Annotated in this window: 13 protein-coding genes; 6 read left to right on the top strand and 7 right to left on the bottom strand. The window is 61.3% G+C overall.

Annotation, left to right across the window (positions count from 1 at the left end):
- Positions 1-581: 581 nt before the first annotated feature.
- Positions 582-968 (bottom strand): DUF2721 domain-containing protein, encoded by a 387-nt coding sequence (locus ACERLL_RS17355; RefSeq protein WP_373657364.1) that lies wholly within the window; start codon positions 966-968, stop codon positions 582-584.
- A 263-nt stretch (positions 969-1,231) separates the two neighbouring features.
- Positions 1,232-1,579, bottom strand: coding sequence for a hypothetical protein (locus ACERLL_RS17350; RefSeq protein ID WP_373657363.1), 348 nt, complete (start codon positions 1,577-1,579; stop codon positions 1,232-1,234).
- 419 nt (positions 1,580-1,998) lie between these two features.
- On the opposite strand from ACERLL_RS17350, the gene ACERLL_RS17345 reads away from it, so the two are divergent.
- Together ACERLL_RS17345 and ACERLL_RS17340 are read left to right on the top strand one after the other, a co-directional pair.
- Positions 1,999-4,152, top strand: a complete 2,154-nt coding sequence (locus ACERLL_RS17345) for a DEAD/DEAH box helicase (RefSeq protein ID WP_373657362.1) — start codon at positions 1,999-2,001, stop codon at positions 4,150-4,152.
- 4 nt (positions 4,153-4,156) lie between these two features.
- The gene (locus ACERLL_RS17340) at positions 4,157-4,828 is read left to right on the top strand and encodes a DUF2290 domain-containing protein (RefSeq protein WP_373657361.1); all 672 of its coding nucleotides are present in this window, start codon (positions 4,157-4,159) and stop codon (positions 4,826-4,828) included.
- Between the two features lie 52 nt (positions 4,829-4,880).
- Here ACERLL_RS17340 and ACERLL_RS17335 read toward each other — a convergent pair whose 3' ends face one another.
- The 4 genes from ACERLL_RS17335 to gltX form a co-directional block, all read right to left on the bottom strand.
- Positions 4,881-5,291, bottom strand: coding sequence for an OsmC family protein (locus ACERLL_RS17335; protein WP_373657360.1), 411 nt, complete (start codon positions 5,289-5,291; stop codon positions 4,881-4,883).
- A 155-nt stretch (positions 5,292-5,446) separates the two neighbouring features.
- A complete protein-coding gene (locus tag ACERLL_RS17330; RefSeq protein ID WP_373657359.1) occupies positions 5,447-7,399 on the bottom strand; it encodes a DNA repair helicase YoaA in 1,953 nt (650 codons plus the stop codon).
- Positions 7,400-7,565: 166 nt separating this feature from the next.
- A complete protein-coding gene (gene cysS / locus ACERLL_RS17325; RefSeq protein ID WP_373657358.1) occupies positions 7,566-8,972 on the bottom strand; it encodes a cysteine--tRNA ligase in 1,407 nt (468 codons plus the stop codon).
- Between the two features lie 311 nt (positions 8,973-9,283).
- Entirely contained in the window at positions 9,284-10,690 is a 1,407-nt protein-coding gene (gene gltX / locus ACERLL_RS17320) for a glutamate--tRNA ligase (RefSeq protein WP_373657357.1), read from the bottom strand.
- Between the two features lie 270 nt (positions 10,691-10,960).
- On the opposite strand from gltX, the gene ACERLL_RS17315 reads away from it, so the two are divergent.
- From ACERLL_RS17315 to ACERLL_RS17300, 4 genes are read left to right on the top strand one after another with little or no spacing between them, the layout of a single operon-like run.
- Positions 10,961-11,353: a DsrE/DsrF/DrsH-like family protein gene (locus ACERLL_RS17315; RefSeq protein WP_373657356.1), complete on the top strand. Its 393-nt coding sequence runs from the start codon at positions 10,961-10,963 to the stop codon at positions 11,351-11,353.
- 29 nt (positions 11,354-11,382) lie between these two features.
- The gene (locus tag ACERLL_RS17310; RefSeq protein ID WP_373657355.1) at positions 11,383-11,613 is read left to right on the top strand and encodes a sulfurtransferase TusA family protein; all 231 of its coding nucleotides are present in this window, start codon (positions 11,383-11,385) and stop codon (positions 11,611-11,613) included.
- A 37-nt stretch (positions 11,614-11,650) separates the two neighbouring features.
- Positions 11,651-12,787 (top strand): NAD(P)/FAD-dependent oxidoreductase, encoded by a 1,137-nt coding sequence (locus tag ACERLL_RS17305; protein ID WP_373657354.1) that lies wholly within the window; start codon positions 11,651-11,653, stop codon positions 12,785-12,787.
- 12 nt (positions 12,788-12,799) lie between these two features.
- On the top strand, positions 12,800-13,828 hold the full coding sequence (locus ACERLL_RS17300; protein ID WP_373657353.1) for a hypothetical protein: 1,029 nt from the start codon (positions 12,800-12,802) through the stop codon (positions 13,826-13,828).
- Between the two features lie 315 nt (positions 13,829-14,143).
- Here the strand turns inward: ACERLL_RS17300 and ACERLL_RS17295 are convergent, their stop codons facing one another.
- Positions 14,144-15,490, bottom strand: a complete 1,347-nt coding sequence (locus tag ACERLL_RS17295; protein WP_373657352.1) for a sigma-54 interaction domain-containing protein — start codon at positions 15,488-15,490, stop codon at positions 14,144-14,146.
- Positions 15,491-15,930: the final 440 nt, after the last annotated feature.

Here is a 15,930-nt window from a genome sequence, read left to right as displayed (position 1 = left end):
CGAGGTCCTCAAGGCCTACTACGAGTCAAACCCCGACCGCTTTCGGAGGAAGCCACATAATCCCCCGAGTCCCGACACGTAATCCTCTACCGCATCTGACGGGGCGGCCGCGACTGCATAACCCAGCGCGAGCATGACCACCACGAGAAGCGCCGTAACCCAGTGGTTGATCGCGGATATTCCCGAATAGCGGGCACGTTCCGACATATCGCCTCCTTGAAGCTTATGGCCCAACCGGAAAAGGGGCTGCCTTTACCCTAGAACCCGGCAACCCTCACAAGAGCGAATCACTGCGGGGTGCCGTTGTCCAGCGAAGGGGTACCCCACCAGCATAGGAATTCGGGGAGCCTTGCTTAACTCCAGCGGACTTACCCACCCCTCATCCTCGACTGAGTTAAGTAGGGTGGCCCCGGAATTCCAGAAGGCTCCCCAACCTTCTGTTTTTACGCGACCAATAGAAAACCACCAGGGGGAAGGGAAGGCGGCAAGGTAAGTGGGTGTCCCTTAGGTTTCGGGGGTCCCATAGCTAGCTAAGAGAGAAAAGTGGGTGTCCCATAGCTCTACTTAATAGCTCTACTTAATTACTGGAGGTCGTTAAGCTGGAGGTTCAGCGCATCGACCGAAATTTGAATCTCCCGCACCGACATTGCCAGGGACAACATCATGAGCAGGAGGCTTGTACCGAACAGGTACTTGGCCGAGGTTAGCTGACCAGCGAATAGCAGGAACATACAGAATACACATAAAAATAGGCTTGCCACGCCAGCGGCCTGCATGTACTTGACTAACTTGAGCCGACGGCCAAGGTTCTTGATCTGGCTGCGGAGGTTGCCCTCACCGGTCTCGCGATAACGCTCATGCAGCTCTCTGATCAAAGCGGCCAACGCAATAAAGCGATTGGTGTAGGCGAGCAATAGCAGCGAGATCGCCGGGAATAGAAGTGCTGGGGTAGATAGAGTGAGCTCCATAAAGCCAATGCGATCAATTGTGTTTAAAGTGGGTGTCCCTTACCTACCTGCCTCGGAGACTGGCGCCCTCGATACGGCCCTGACGCAGGTGCTCGCGCTCAGACGGCTGCAGGTGCGTGTACTCGGTTCCCATGGCAACCCGACCCTACCAGTGGATCGGTGTTGCACTTCGGGTGTGAATCTACCGTCCCATAGGAACCCTCGATTAGCCTGAAAAGGACGTCCGGTAACGGTAGGAAGAAAAGTGGGTGTCCCATACGCCTCTACTCCAACCCCTCCCCTTCCATCAGGCTTCCCAATTTATCCTTAATTTTACGTTCAAACTGGCCAGAAAGGTCTGATCTTACAGCCCCTTTAGCAACCCAATCGTTTTGTATATCTTTAATATTTTTATATATTTCCAGGAACCGGGTCTCCCCACCTTGAAGCATACCTGCGAAAACAAGCCACGCAATAAAGAGGGAAGCTTCATACTTGTTATAACCATGTTTCCAGGCTATGTCGAGGCTATCTAAAGTTTTCATCATACCAGCATCATCTATATCAAACCCGAATCTAGGGAGCAGTTCTCGAACATCGGCATTGTATCGCTTCCTCTTGGAACCAAACATAAATCCCCCTCACCAGGTCCTAAAAAGTACTCAAGGCAGGTGCCCCTTATCTATACGTTAAGGGAAGAAAATGGGTGTCCCATAGCTCAAAAAACGGGGGCAGGTCAGGTGGCCTATAGCCGGTTGGGGTAGGAAAGTGGGTGTCTGGGCGTCCCTTACCCCGTCCCGGGCGGGCCCGAGGGGAACCGAATTTCACACCCTGTTCGGGCCCAATTTCCTAATATAGAATCCCAAAAATATGGATCCAATTGGGCTCCCATTCGCGGGGCGTAGGGAACCCAGGGGTTCCTTTTTTCTCCAGGGTAAAGGCATAAGAAAAAATCATAGCAACATATAAAAGAGTCTAAAATGTTGAATTGATTTTCTTCTAAAAGATCCCAGAGACACCTCATTAACAAACAGAAAAACAAGGCAACACCATGGCTGAAATAATTTGGGGTTCAACACCCAAACCCGTTTCTAGCCAACAATTGGCTTCCTTTTTTGATGAAAAAGGGGATTCAATTGATGGCTTCCTTTATATAGGGTACCCCCTTATTGGCACCCCAGAAGGTAGATTTCGGATTGATGCAACTCTGGTTAGCCCTACTTACGGTGTTGTTCTTTTCAATTTGGTTGAGGGTCGAGACATAGAAGATTACGAAGACGAACAGGATGAAACATACAATAGAATTGTTGCAAAATTTCGAAACCATAAAACCCTGACCAAGGGGAGAAAGCTTATCATTGAACCTTGGGTAGTGACTTTTGCTCCTGCTGCCCAATTTTCCCCAGACCCAACTGGGGACTATCCAATTACAAATACTAAAACATTAGACTCCTTTTTTGATTCCCTTCCGGATATTGACCCCAAGGTATATGAACCCACCCTTTCTGTAGTCCAGTCCATTTCCACCATAAGGAAAGGAAAAAGAAAAAGAAATTTAAAAGACCCCAACTCACGTGGTTCAACACTTAAATTTTTGGAAGATTCCATTGCCAACCTTGATAATCAACAGGGTCACGCTGTAATTGAAACAGTAGATGATGTTCAAAGAATCCGAGGGCTGGCTGGTTCAGGAAAAACAATTGTTTTGGCGCTAAAAGCAGCATACCTGCATGCACAAAACCCCGACTGGAAAATAGCTGTTACATTTCACACGAGGGCTTTAAAAGGACAATTTCATCAACTAATAAACACATTTGTTATTGAGCAAACAAACGAGGAACCCGACTGGAAAAACATTGAGATTATTAACGCTTGGGGGGCTCCTGGAGGGCAGGATAGAGATGGGATTTACTATCGATTCTGCCAAAGAAATGGTTTGGAATTTTATGACTATACATCGGCCAAAAGAAGTTTTGGGCGGGGATATGAATTTGAAGGTGCATGTGAAGAAGCATTAACCCAGGTCACTGATCCACAACCTGAATACGATGCGATTTTGGTGGACGAAGCGCAGGACTTTGCCCCCGCTTTCCTGCGAATTTGTTATGAGTCTTTGGGAGAAACAAAAAGGCTTGTTTATGCTTATGACGAACTGCAAAGTTTAAGTGAAAAGTCCCTTCCTCCTCCGGAAGAAGTTTTCGGTTATAACTCAGAGGGCGAACCACGTGTTCGTTTTACTGAACCAGAACCCGGAAAGCCCAAGCAAGATATTATTTTAGAAAAATGTTACAGGAATTCAAGGCCTGTACTAACAACTGCTCATGCATTAGGGTTTGGTATTTATAGGGAGCCTGATTCTCGAACAGGGACTGGGCTTATTCAAATGTTTGACCACAGGGAGTTATGGCTAGATGTAGGTTATGAAGTGCTTGATGGTGCATTGGAGGATGGCTCGCGGGTCCTTCTCGGGCGGACTGAAAACAGCAGCCCCGCTTTTCTTGAAGACCACTCCCCAAAAAACGACCTAATTCAATTTCATTGCTTTCACGACAAAGACGAACAGGCAAGCTGGCTTTCACAGGAGATTCAAAAAAATCTAAATGAGGAAGAATTACAATTCGATGACATCATTATTATTAATCCGGATCCATTAACAACGAGGAAGGAGGTAGGCCCAGTCAGGGAAACTCTATTTAATAACGGGATCAACTCTCATCTTGCCGGAGTTGATACTTCCCCAGACGTCTTTTTTGAACCTGATGGAGAATCCCTAGCCTTTACTGGAATCTATCGGGCCAAGGGCAATGAGGCTGGCATGGTTTATATAATGAATGCCCAAGATTGCTATTCCTCTTTCGGTAATCTTGCCCGAGTTAGAAACCGCCTTTTTTCTGCAATTACAAGGAGTAAAGCTTGGGTTCGGGTGCTCGGTGTAGGCGAAAACATGGAAAAATTAATAGAGGAGTTTAATGAGGTTAGGGGCAAAAAATTTAACTTAGATTTCACTTACCCCACCGAAGAGCAGCGTGAGCATCTAAATATTGTAAATCGCGACATGTCCACGGAAGAAAAACAAAGACTAGAAAAAGGAACCAAAGACTTAAGTAAGCTTCTTGACGATATTGAAGCGGGCAACCTGTTTTTATCTGATCTACCAGAAGAACAAATTGCCAGACTAAAAACCCTCCTTGGCGGGAAGGAGTAATACTTTGGCAAGCCTGGAGGAAATCAGAGAACAAATAACTAGAATCACAAGCGAACTAATCAAGTCCGGTTTATGTGACCACCAAAACTACCCATCTATAATTGAAAAACCCGGAAAGCATAAAGAAATAGTATTTGATACTAAAGCAGACCTGAGCACCGTTCTTAAAAACCAAGGATATAAAGAATTATATGAAGCCCTACTAAAAAACAAAGCCTATAATTTTTTGATGGTTGATGGTGCCATAATACAACTAATGTACTCCTTTCATAAGGGAGATATTCTTGGGCATAGGCTCGCTTTTTTTCCTTGCCCAAATCTTCTTGAATATCAAAACATTCCAGAGATTTATGAGAATGATGAGGTTTCAGCCGATATTATTTCGGAAAAAATTGTTACCTTTCCGATTCGTTTTGATTTTGATAACTCTGAAGAAAAATTTATTTCTATTGATCACCCGAAATCTCACCTAACCCTTGGTGAGTATAGAAATTGTAGAATCCCGGTTAGCGCTCCACTAACTCCTTTTTATTTCATGGATTTCATACTTAGGAGCTTTTACGATACAAGAGACCAGAAATTCTCTTCCCAAATCCCACCCTTTTCCCATTCTTTTAGCAAATCCATAAGCAACTCAGAGACTGAAGTGGTTCACTTGCAGATCCCTAGCCCTTAATAACAATTCTATTACTTTCAACTCCATACTAATCCCTTGTTTGTTAATTGTATTATTTGATATCAAACGAATGCGAAATCTCACAACTAGGCGCAATCTGCCTAGAAGCCGAACAATACTTCTCAGCAGACAACGCCACCGCCTTCCCCACATGCTTCTCGGACAGGTCGTTGCCCGTCACCACGAAGTGGATATTGATGTGCGTGAAGATCTTCGGATCGGTGTCCGCCCGCTCCGCCTCAAGGGTGACGTGGCAGTCGGTGACGTCCTGGCGCTGCTTCTTGAGGATGTGCACCACGTCGTAGGCGGTGCAGCCGCCCACGCCGAGCAGCATCATCTCCATGGGGCGCACGCCGGTATTGCGCCCGCCGCCGTCCGGGGGGCCGTCCATGACCACGGCGTGGCCAGAATCGCTCTCGCCTATGAATTGGGCGCCGTCGGTCCATTTCACTGCGCATTTCATGGGGTTTCTCTCCTGTTTTTCCAGTATTTAAGCATGGAGGGGGCGGTTGGGGGGAGGGCTTCCGGTTGGGGTTTTCGGCCTATTGGGGTTGTCGCGGCCGGAGGCCGCTCCCACAAATCCTTCCCGCAGACCGGCTCTGCTTATTAACGGGCCCCTTACCGATTGTGGTCCGTCTGCTCGACTTCCGCATTCCCCTCCCGGGCCAGGAAGCGCTGCACCTCGCCCAGGTCATAGGTTCTGGGCATGGGCGGGAGGCTTTCCATAAACGTTTTGCCGTAGGACTTCCGGGTGAGACGGGGGTCGCCGATGATGAGGACGCCGGCGTCGCTGGCGTCGCGGATGAGGCGGCCGGCGCCCTGTTTGAGGGTGAGGACCGCGGTGGGGAGGTGCTCGTGGGGGAAGGGCTCCAGGCCCTTTTCCTTCAGGTAGCGGTCGCGGGCCTCGATAACCGGATCCGCCGGGCTCGGGAAGGGGAGCTTGTCGATGACCACCACGGACAGGGCCGCGCCGCGCACGTCCACGCCCTCCCAGAAGCTGCCGGTGCCGAGCAGCACGACGTTGCCCTTGGACCGGAACTGGTGGATCAGGTGGTCGCGGGGGGCGTCGCCCTGCACCAGCAGGGGGAAGCGGCCCTCGCGGCGCAGGCGGTCCGCCGCCTGGCGCAGGGCGCGGTGGCTGGTGAACAGGAAGAAGGCGCCGCCGGGGCTGGCCGCCACCACCGGCAGGGCGGCGTCCAGCAGGCGGTCGGTGTAGGCGGGGCTGCCGGGGTCGGGCAGGCGCGGCGGGTGGTAGAGGCGGGCCTGCTCGTCGAAGTGGAAGGGCGACTCCCACTTGCGGGTCGCCACGTCCCCGGGCAGGCCCAGGCGGGCGCAGAAGTGGGTGAAGCTCTCCCCCACCGCCAGGGTGGCGGAGGTGAACACCCAGGCCTGGCCCTTGGCGCCGCCGGTGGCGCGCTGGAAGGGCCCGGCCACCTCCAGCGGCGTGGCGTGGACGAAGGCGCCCCGCCCCCGGGTCTCCATCCAGAAGACGAAGTCCGGGTCGTCGGCGTCATAGAGGAAGTTCAGGCGCTCGTTGAGGTCCTTGGCCCGCTCAAAAGCGCGGCCTAAGCCCTTGCCGCGCTCGGCATGGATCTCCAGGACGTTCTGCAGGCGGTCGGCGCTCGCGCGCAGGGCGTCGAAGGCCTGCCGGGGGGCGGGCTGCTCCAGCACCGGTTTCCAGGCGCCGCGCCAGTCGTTCTCGCCCAGGGCGCGGCGCCAGTCGCCGGCGGCGCGCTCCAGGGCGTGGGCGGCCTCGGGGAGCTGGGGGTCGTCGCCGGCCTCCTGGGCGAACTCGTCGCGGCTGTCGCGGGCCAGCTCGCGCAGGCCATAGTTGCTGATACCGGTGCCGAAGAAGCGGCTGGCCGCCTCGGGGAGCTGGTGGGCCTCGTCGAAGACCACGGCGTCGGCCTTGGGCAGCAGCTCCCCCACCCCCTCGCTCTTGAGGTTGAGGTCGGCGCAGAACAGGTAGTGGTTGACCACCACCACGTCCGCCTCCTGGGCGCGGCGGCGCGCCTGGATGAGGAAGCAGTCGTCGTAGTGCTCGCACTCGGTGCCCAGGCAGTTGTCGCTGGTGGAGGTGACGCGCGGCCAGATGGCGGCGTCCTCGGCGAGGCTCGTCACCTCGGCGCGGTCGCCGTGGGTGGTGTGGCCGGCCCATTCGCGGATGCGGGCCAGGTCGGCGCGCTGCTCGCCGGAGAGCTCGCGCTCCTGGTAGACGGCGCGCTCCAGGCGGTGGAGGCAGAGGTAGTTGGCGCGGCCCTTCAACAGGGCGGTGCGGAAGTCGGCGCCCAGGGCGCGGCGCAGCAGGGGGAGGTCGCGGTGGTAGAGCTGGTCCTGCAGGTTGCGGGTGCCGGTGGACACCAGCACCTTGCGCCCGGACTGGAGCACCGGCACCAGGTAGGCGAAGGTCTTGCCGGTGCCGGTGCCCGCCTCGGCCACCAGGGTGCCCTGGTTGGCCAGGGCGTCCTCCACGGCCGCCGCCATCTCCTGCTGCTCCGGGCGGGGCTGGAAGTTGTCCAGGGCCTCCGCCAGGGGGCCTTCGGGGCCGAGGGTGGTGGTGGCGGAGGTCATGGGTGGACGGGCAGCTCCGGCGTTGGAGTGGCGTCTTGTAGGAGCGGGCTCCAGCCCGCGACCGAATCGGTCCATATACCCTACGTGCCGCCCTCCGCCTACCCGGCGGAAGGCGGCACGGTCGCGGCCGGGAGGCCGCTCCTACATCTTCGTTTGGCGACCGTGCCTAATGGCTCCCCCGGCGCCAGACGGTGCCGTCGGCGCGGTCCTCCAGCTCGATGCCGTGCTCGGCGAGGCGGTCGCGTATGGCGTCGGCGGTGGCGAAGTCCTTGCTCTTGCGCGCCTCGGCGCGCTGCTCGATGAGCTTTTCGATCTCCTCCGCCGGCAGGCCGCCGGTATCGCGCTGGAGGAACGCCTTGGGGTCGCGCTCCAGGAGGCCCAGCCAGCCGCCGAGGAGCTTGAGCGCGCCCGCCGCGGCGCGGGCGCCGTCGGGGTCCTCCTCCTTGCGCTTGTTCACCTCGCGGGCCAGCTCGAACAGGGCGGCCAGGGCCTCGGGGGTGTTGAAGTCGTCGTCCATGGCGGTGCGGAAGCGCACCACCCAGGGCAGCAGGTCCTCGTCCACGTGGTCCGGGTCCTCGTAGACGACGGAATCCACGTCCTCCAGGGCGGTATAGAGGCGCTCCAGGCCCTCCGTGGCGCCGCGCAGGTTGTCCTCGGTGTAGTTGAGGGGGCTGCGGTAGTGGCTGCTCATGAGGAAGAAGCGCAGGATCTCCGGGTCGTACTGCTCCATCACCTCGCGGATGGTGAAGAAGTTGCCCAGGGACTTGGCCATCTTCTCGTCGTCCACCCGCACGAAGCCGTTGTGGATCCAGTACTTGGCGAAGGTGCAGTCCAGCGCCGCCTCGCTCTGGGCGATCTCGTTCTCGTGGTGGGGGAAGCGCAGATCGGCGCCGCCGCCGTGGATGTCCAGGGTGCAGCCCAGGTGGTTGGTGGACATGGCGCTGCACTCGATGTGCCAGCCGGGACGTCCCTTGCCCCACGGGGCGTCCCAGGCGGGCTCGCCGGGCTTGGCGGCCTTCCACAGGGCGAAGTCCAGCGGGTCGCGCTTGCCGGGCTCCGCCTCGACCCGCGCCCCGGCGCGCAGGTCCTCCACGGACTCCCCGGACAGCCGGCCGTAATTCTCGAACTTCTGCACCGCGTAGTAGACGTCGCCGGAGTCGGTGGCGTAGGCGTAGCCGCGGTCGATGAGCCCCTGGATCATGGCGATCATCTGCTCCACGGACTGGGTGGCGCGGGGCTCGATGTCCGGGCGCAGCACGCCGAGGGCGTCGAGGTCCTCGTGCATGCGGGCGATGACACGCTCGGTGAGGGCGTCCACCGGCTCGTTGTTCTCCGCGGCGCGGGCGATGATCTTGTCGTCGATGTCCGTGATGTTGCGGACGTACTCCACCCCAAAGCCCCGGGCGCGCAGGTAGCGCACCACCATGTCGAACACCACCATGACCCGCGCGTGGCCCATGTGGCAGTCGTCGTAGACCGTCATGCCGCACACGTACATGCGCACGTGGGCGGGATCGGCGGGCTCGAAGCGTTCCTTCTGCCGGGTGAGGCTGTTGTAGACGTGGAGGGTCATTGGGCTACCAAAGGGAAAATGGAGGAAACATCAAATTTTCTCTGAATGCCCCACCGTTCACAACGGGGCGAAACGGGATTACTGCAAGCGGTGTATGACAGGTTGTGCTTCGCCGGCGGGAGCCCGGCCAAGCTGGCGAATGGTCCACCCCGGAAGCCGGGGTCGGGTAAAGACATCGACAGGCAGCCGACTCAGCCCCGGGCCTTGTGGGAGCGACCTCCGATCGCGATGCCCCCGGCCACCGTCCCCGCGGCCGGAGGCCGCTTCCGCGGGGCGCGTCTCGCGGTCACGCCCTGACCGATGGCCCCGGCCTAACCGCCGTTTTTAGCCGCCCGGATGCGGGCCAGGGCGCGCTCGACGCCCATGAGCGGCAGCAGCGGGCCCAGCTCCGGGCCGGCGGTGCGGCCGGTGAGGGCCGCGCGCAGGGGCTTGAAGAGCTTCTTGCCCTTGAGACCCGTGGATTGCTTGATGGACTCCAGCGCCGCGGCGAAGTCGGTGCCGTGCTCCTCCAGGGCGGTCTCGGCGCCCTGCCACAGGGCGGGGTCGGCCCCGGCGATCTCGGCGACGGCGTCCGCGCTGTTCTCCACCGCTCCGAAACAGGCCCGGGCCCACTGCTCGGCATCCGCCGGTCGCTCCAGGTTGGGCTGCACCGCCGCCACCCACGCTTGCCGCACCTCCTCCGGCACGGCCGTCTCCAGCGCCGGCGCCACCCAGGGCCACAGCCGCTCGGGCTCGGCGTGGTGCACCGCTTCCTTGTTCCAGTGGTCGAGCTGCTCCACGTCGAACTTGGCGGGCGAGCGCGACAGCCCCCCGGCGTTGAACTGCGCCGCCAGGTCGTCGAGGGCGAGCAGGTCGCCCTCCTCCATGTGGTGGCCGAGGCGGGCGAGGTAGTTGCTCACCGCCTCGGGGAAGTAGCCCGCCTCGCGCAGCTCCGCCACGGAGCGGCTGCCGTTGCGCTTGGACAACGGCGCGCCGTCGTCGCCCACCATGAGGTTGATGTGGCCGTAGGTGGGCGCCGGCAGGCCCAGCTCCTCCAGGATCAGGAGTTGGCGCGGGGTGTTGGTGAGGTGGTCCTCGCCGCGCAGCACCCGGCTCACGCCCATCAGCGCGTCGTCCACGGCGTTGACGAAGAAGAAGGACGGCGTGCCGTCGCTGCGTCGGATGATGAAGTCGCCGATCTCCTCGCCGTGGAAGGTCTGCCGACCGCGCACCAGGTCGTCGAAGGCGATCTCGCCGGACTCCACGCGAAAACGCAGGGTGGCCTTACGCCCTTCGCCCTCCAGGCGCGCGCGGTCCTCGGCGGTGAGATTGCGGCAGCGGCCCGGGTAGCGCGGCGGCTCGCCCCGGGCGCGCTGGGCGCGCCGCACCGCCTCCAGCTCCTCGGAGGTGCAGTAGCAGGGATACGCCTTCCCGGCCTCCTCCAGCTTCTCGTAGTAGCCGGCGTAGACCCCGCCGCGCTCGGATTGGGCGTAAGGGCCGTGCTCGTCCTCGGCGCGGGGGCCGGCGTCCCATTCCAGGCCCAGCCAGCGCAGGTCGTCGAGCAGCGCCTCGGCCAGCTCGGGCGTGCTGCGTTCCTGGTCGGTGTCCTCCAGGCGCAGGACGAAGCGGCCGCCGGCGGCGCGGGCCAGCAGCCAGTTGAAGAGCGCGGTCCGGGCGTTGCCCAGGTGCATGGCGCCGGTGGGGCTCGGCGCGAAACGGGTGATGACGGGCGTATTCATGGGCCGTAATGGTAGTCGCGCGCGCCCGAGGGGGCAAATGGCGCGCCTCGCCTATTCCTGCCAATCTGACATGCCAACCTGTCAGGACTGCCAGGAAGCCACCCGCCCCTGGATACCCTATTTTAACCTTAAAATCAGCATATTATCCCGATGGCACACGCCTTGCCTTCCGGAGGTAACGCGCATTCGAGCACACCGGCGGCGGTGGGTGGCGGGCCCGATCCCCGCCCGCCCCCACATGCCCGCCCAACGATCGAGGTTCGACGACCCATGGCCGACAAGCTGGCTCTGATCGTTACCTCCGGCTCCCGGGAGCAGCTCCAGATGGCCGCCATGATGGCCTCGGTGGGCGCGGTCTCGGGGACGGAGGTCACCGTATTCCTGTCCATGAACGCCATGACCTACTTCATCCACGGCCGGGAGAGAGAAGAAGCCCCGAATGCCGGCGAGATGGGGGCATTGCTGGCGGAGAAGAAGGCCCCCCATTTCATGGAGCTCTTCCAGCAGGCCGCCGATCTCGGCGGAGCCAAGATCCATCCCTGCTCCATGGCCGTGGACGTCCTCGGGGTCCGGGCGGAGGACCTGAATCCCATGCTGGAGCCGCCCCTCGGACTCACCAAGTTCATGAGCGACTTCCAGGACGCCACCGTCCTCACCTTCTAGTCCCCTGCAACCGCAACTGTGGAGCACCGATGAGCGAACCCAAGATCGTCGATGCCCGGGGCTCTTTCTGTCCGGGCCCTTTGATGGAGCTGATCGCCGCCATGAAGGAGGTGGATGTGGGGGACGAGGTGGAGGTGCTGTCCACCGACGAGGGCTCCGCCAACGACGTCCCCGAATGGCTGGACAAGGTCGGCCACGAGCTGGTGGAGAACTTCCAGGAAGACGGCGTCTATCACATCCGCGCCCGCAAGGCGAAATAGCGCGACCCCCACGCAGACCCACAAGGAGCGTGTAGCCATGAAGAAGATCCTGATTGTCGGCGGAGGAATGGGCGGCACCATCCTCGCCAATAACCTCGCCCGGCGGCTGCGCAAGGAGCTGGACAACGGCGACGTCAAGCTGACCATGCTCTCCGCCTCCGACCAGCACATGTACCAGCCCGGCCTGCTCTACGTGGCCTTCGGCAAGGTCATGCCCGACGAGCTCTACCGCGACCAGGCCAGCCTCCTGGAGCCCGGCATCGAATTCCACGTGGACCCCGTGGCGTCCTTCAACCTGGACGGCAACCAGGTGGCCACCGCCAGCGGCAAGACCTACGACTACGACTACATCGCCATCGCCACCGGGTCCCAGGCCAAGCCGGACAACATTCCCGGCCTGATGGAGAACTGCAACCACGTCTACACCGAGGAGGCGGCGCTCAAGACCTGGGAGGCCCTGTCCAGCTTCGAGGGCGGCAAGGTGGCCGTGGTCACCGGCGTGCCGCACAAGTGCCCCATGGTGCCCCTCGAGGTCACCTTCATGATGCACGACTACTTCCAGGAGCGCGGCCTTCTGGACAAAGTGCAGCTCCACTACACCTACCCCATCGGCCGCCTGCACTCCCTGGTGAACGTTGGCAAGTGGGCGCAGAAGGAGTTCGACCGTCTCGGCATCACCTACGAGACCCTGTTCAACATGAAGGAAGTGGACGGCGACAAGAAGCAGGTCCACAGCGAGGAGGGCACCACGGTCGACTACGACCTGCTGATCGGCATCCCGCCCCACAAGGGCATGGAGACCATCGAGGACAACGAGCTGGGCACCAGCGGCTGGATCCCCACCGACCGCGCCACGCTCAACGTGGAGGGGCACGAGAACGCCTTCGTGCTGGGCGACACCACCAACCTGCCCATCTCCAAGGCCGGCTCCACCGCCCACTACGAGGCGGAGGTGGTGGGCGAGAACCTGGCGGCCATGGTCAAGAAGGGCCGGCGGGTGCGCGACTACGACGGCAAGGTGTTCTGCTTCATCGAGGCCGGCAAGGACCGCGCCACCTTCGCCTCCTTCAACTACACCACCCCGCCCGACCCGCAGCCGCCCACGGAGACCGTCCACTGGTTCAAGCTCGCCTACAACAAGCTGTACTGGAACTCGGTACGCGGGCTCCTCTAGGGGGACAGAGCCATGAACAAGCAAGCTGAAACCGCCGAGGAGGCCCCGGCCCGGGGCGATCCCCTGGAACATCTGGGACAGGCGGGCCGGGAGGCGCTCACCGACGAGATGGTGGGCCGCCTCGCCGAGACCGGCAGCCAGCTCCTGGACCTGCTCGACAAGGTTAACCGCGCCGAGCTGGACGACGCCCTGCCGGTGCTGGAGCGGCTGGTCCACAACGGCGACCTGGAGCGTATCGCCGCGCTTGCCCGACTGGTGGGGGCCGGGGAGGAAGCGCTCACCGATGAGATGGTCGGCCGCCTGGCCGGCACTGCCGGCGAGACCCTGGACCTGCTGGACCAGGTGAACCGCGCCGGGCTGCAGCGGGCGGTGCCGGTGCTCCAGCGCATGGTGGACAACGGCGATCTGGAGCGGCTCGCGGCCCTGGCCCGCCTTCTGGGGGCGGCCCAGGAAACCCTCACCGACGACATGATCGGGCGCCTGGCCGGCACCGCCGGCGAGACTCTGGACCTGCTGGAGAAGCTCAACCGGGCGGACCTCGATCGGGTGCTGCCCACCATCCGGCGCATGGTGGACAACGGCGACCTGGAGCGCATCGCCAGCCTGGCGCGCCTGTTCGGCGCCTTTCAGGAGGCGCTCACCGACGAGATGATCGGCCGCCTGGCGGGGAACGCCGCCGAGGGCATGGCCCTGCTGGATCGTCTAGAGTCCTCCGGCCTGCTGGACCGGCTCATCGAGGCGGCGCCCGCCCTCAACCGGCTCATGGCCCGGCTCTCCCCCGAGTCCATCGACCGCTTCGCCGAGGAGCTGCCGCGCGCGGTGGAGCTCATGGACCAGCTGCAGCAGATGCACATTGCCGAGGACCTGCTCAACTGCTTCCAGGGAGCCATGACGGAGATCGGCACCCTGCCGGAGGCCAAGGGCGGCCTGGGCGGGCTGCTGCACATCATGAAGCAAAAGGAGACCCAGGAGGTGATGCAGTTCGCCATCACCGTCGGCAAGCACTTCCGCCAATGCCGGCTGGACCGGGGAGGCCAATGACGTAAAAGTGCAGACCAGTGCGCAAGCAGTCGCCGGACGGCGTATGAACGCCGTCCGGTTATTTTAGTCCATGAACCCGGACCCTTCCGGTGGCAGGATGGCCGGGGCCCTTCAACCTTGCATGCCCCCACGGATAAAGGGACTCAAGGCCCGGGAATAAGGGACGGGTAACTGTTCCAAGGGTTCCGGACATTATTCCCACCGGCCAGCCCCCCAGGGATAGGGAGATTGTTATGCACCCGGCCGCTGCCTTTCTCGGGGCGGTTAGGTTTTGGGTGTCCTCCTTTATCGTGGGCGAGCCCGGTAAGCTCCCGCTTATCCGAGCCCATAGCGTTTGAGCTTGCGGTAGAGGGTGCGCTCGCTGACGCCCAGGGCCTCCGCCACCGGCTTGCGCTGGCCGGCGTAGCGGGTCAGCAGCTGCTCGATGGAATGTAGCTCCTGCTCCCGCAATGACATGGGCACCACCTCCGCCTCGGCACCCGCCGCCACCGGCTCCGGTACGCGCCGCCGCTGGGCTGGCGCAGGCTCGTTCAGCCCGAGATCCGCCACCTGGATTGTCCCTTCCCCACGCAATGCCGCAGCGCGCCGCAGGATGTTGCGCAGCTCCCGGATGTTGCCCGGGAAATCGTACGTAGCCAGGCGCGAAAGCACGGCCCGCGAAAGCCGGCAGGCAGTGCCACCATTCCCGTTGATCCGGCCCAGCAGGAATTCCGCCAGCGCCGGTATGTCCTCGCGGCGCTCGCGCAGCGTGGGCAGCACCACCGTGATGCAGGCCAGCCGGTAGTAGAGGTCCTCGCGGAAGGTGCCCGCCTCCACCATGGCCGCCAAATCGCGGTTGGTGGCCGTGACCACCCGCACGTCGGCCTCCAGGGTGCGCTGGCCGCCGAGCCGCCGGAACTGCCCCGTCTCCAGGGCGCGCAGGAGCTTGGCCTGCATGGACAGCGGCAGCTCGCCGATCTCGTCGAGGAACAGGGTGCCGCCGTCGGCGAGCTCGAACAGGCCCTGCTTGCGGCCGGCGCAGCCGGTGAAGGAGCCGGGCTCGTGGCCGAACAGCTCGCTCTCGAACAGGTCGGCGCTGATGGTGGAGCAGTCCACCACCTGGAAGGCCCCGCCCCGGCGCTCGCTCTCGCCGTGCACGTAGCGGGCGGCCAGGTCCTTGCCCACGCCGCTCTCGCCGATGAGCAGCACCCCCACGTCGCTGTGGGCCACCCGGCGCAGCTTGTCCATTGCCTCCAGCAGCGCCGGGGAGTCGCCGATGAGCTGCATCTCCTCGCAGTCGATCTCCAGGCCCGCGGAGAGCCGGGAGATGGACTCGCCCAGCAGCGGCTCGCCCTGCGGCCCCTGCACGGGGTGGCCGGTGATGCGCACGTGCTCGGGCTGGCCATGGAAGTCGTAGTGGGTGTGGAAGACGGTATGGGCTTCCTGCTCCTGGAGGACGTGCTGGAGGGGACAGTCCTCGCCGTTCAGGTGGCAGGGGCGGTCGGCGTGGTGGGAGACCTCGTAGCAGTGCCGCCCCACCACCCGCTCCGTCTCCTCCTCGCCGTAGGCCTCCCGGTATGCCCAGTTGGCTGCCACGATCCGGTAGCCGCCGTCGATCAGGACGAAGGGATGGTCCAATGCATCAATCAATGACTGAACAACCTGGCGGTCTTGGGAAGCCATTCCATGCTCCTTCAAAAGATTGAACTCCCCCATGCATTTGGAGGGTTCAGCCCCATACCTCGGCCGGGCCACCCCCTTTTACCCTCAGGCCCTGGAAGATCTGAAGAAGGGGAAACAGGGGATACCTTCCTGACGAGCTAAGATTTCGCCACCTGGGCAAACAGGCTGTTGAAAAACTGTTGCGCGAGCCGTCCACTGCATTGCGAACTGTGCCTTCCTTTACCTGACTACTCGGTAGGACTCAGTCGCTGCGCGCTATGCGCCTTGCACACGGCCTTTCAGTCGAAGTTTTTCAACAGCCGGCTAAAAAGGCGGACCGCCCTATGGGACGGTCCGCCCGGGTTGCACTCAGTTGCTTCCGGCGCCGGGCTGGCCGGGCAGGTCGCAGCGGCTGGCCACGGGGGTCCGATCGCCGCCGTCCTGCCGGGCGTAGAGGGCCT

The organism is Thiohalorhabdus sp. Cl-TMA (genome assembly GCF_041821045.1).
Classification (GTDB): domain Bacteria; phylum Pseudomonadota; class Gammaproteobacteria; order Thiohalorhabdales; family Thiohalorhabdaceae; genus Thiohalorhabdus; species Thiohalorhabdus methylotropha.
This window is presented reverse-complemented; position numbering and strand designations above follow the sequence as displayed.

Bases quoted from the DNA above. Each gene is read 5' to 3' on its own strand.
- ACERLL_RS17355 (WP_373657364.1), bottom strand. From the start codon at position 968: ATGGAGCTCACTCTATCTACCCCAGCACTTCTATTCCCGGCGATCTCG.
- ACERLL_RS17350 (WP_373657363.1), bottom strand. From the start codon at position 1,579: ATGTTTGGTTCCAAGAGGAAGCGATACAATGCCGATGTTCGAGAACTG.
- ACERLL_RS17345 (WP_373657362.1), top strand. From the start codon at position 1,999: ATGGCTGAAATAATTTGGGGTTCAACACCCAAACCCGTTTCTAGCCAA.
- ACERLL_RS17335 (WP_373657360.1), bottom strand. From the start codon at position 5,291: ATGAAATGCGCAGTGAAATGGACCGACGGCGCCCAATTCATAGGCGAG.
- ACERLL_RS17330 (WP_373657359.1), bottom strand. From the start codon at position 7,399: ATGACCTCCGCCACCACCACCCTCGGCCCCGAAGGCCCCCTGGCGGAG.
- cysS (WP_373657358.1), bottom strand. From the start codon at position 8,972: ATGACCCTCCACGTCTACAACAGCCTCACCCGGCAGAAGGAACGCTTC.
- gltX (WP_373657357.1), bottom strand. From the start codon at position 10,690: ATGAATACGCCCGTCATCACCCGTTTCGCGCCGAGCCCCACCGGCGCC.
- ACERLL_RS17315 (WP_373657356.1), top strand. From the start codon at position 10,961: ATGGCCGACAAGCTGGCTCTGATCGTTACCTCCGGCTCCCGGGAGCAG.
- ACERLL_RS17310 (WP_373657355.1), top strand. From the start codon at position 11,383: ATGAGCGAACCCAAGATCGTCGATGCCCGGGGCTCTTTCTGTCCGGGC.
- ACERLL_RS17305 (WP_373657354.1), top strand. From the start codon at position 11,651: ATGAAGAAGATCCTGATTGTCGGCGGAGGAATGGGCGGCACCATCCTC.
- ACERLL_RS17300 (WP_373657353.1), top strand. From the start codon at position 12,800: ATGAACAAGCAAGCTGAAACCGCCGAGGAGGCCCCGGCCCGGGGCGAT.
- ACERLL_RS17295 (WP_373657352.1), bottom strand. From the start codon at position 15,490: ATGGCTTCCCAAGACCGCCAGGTTGTTCAGTCATTGATTGATGCATTG.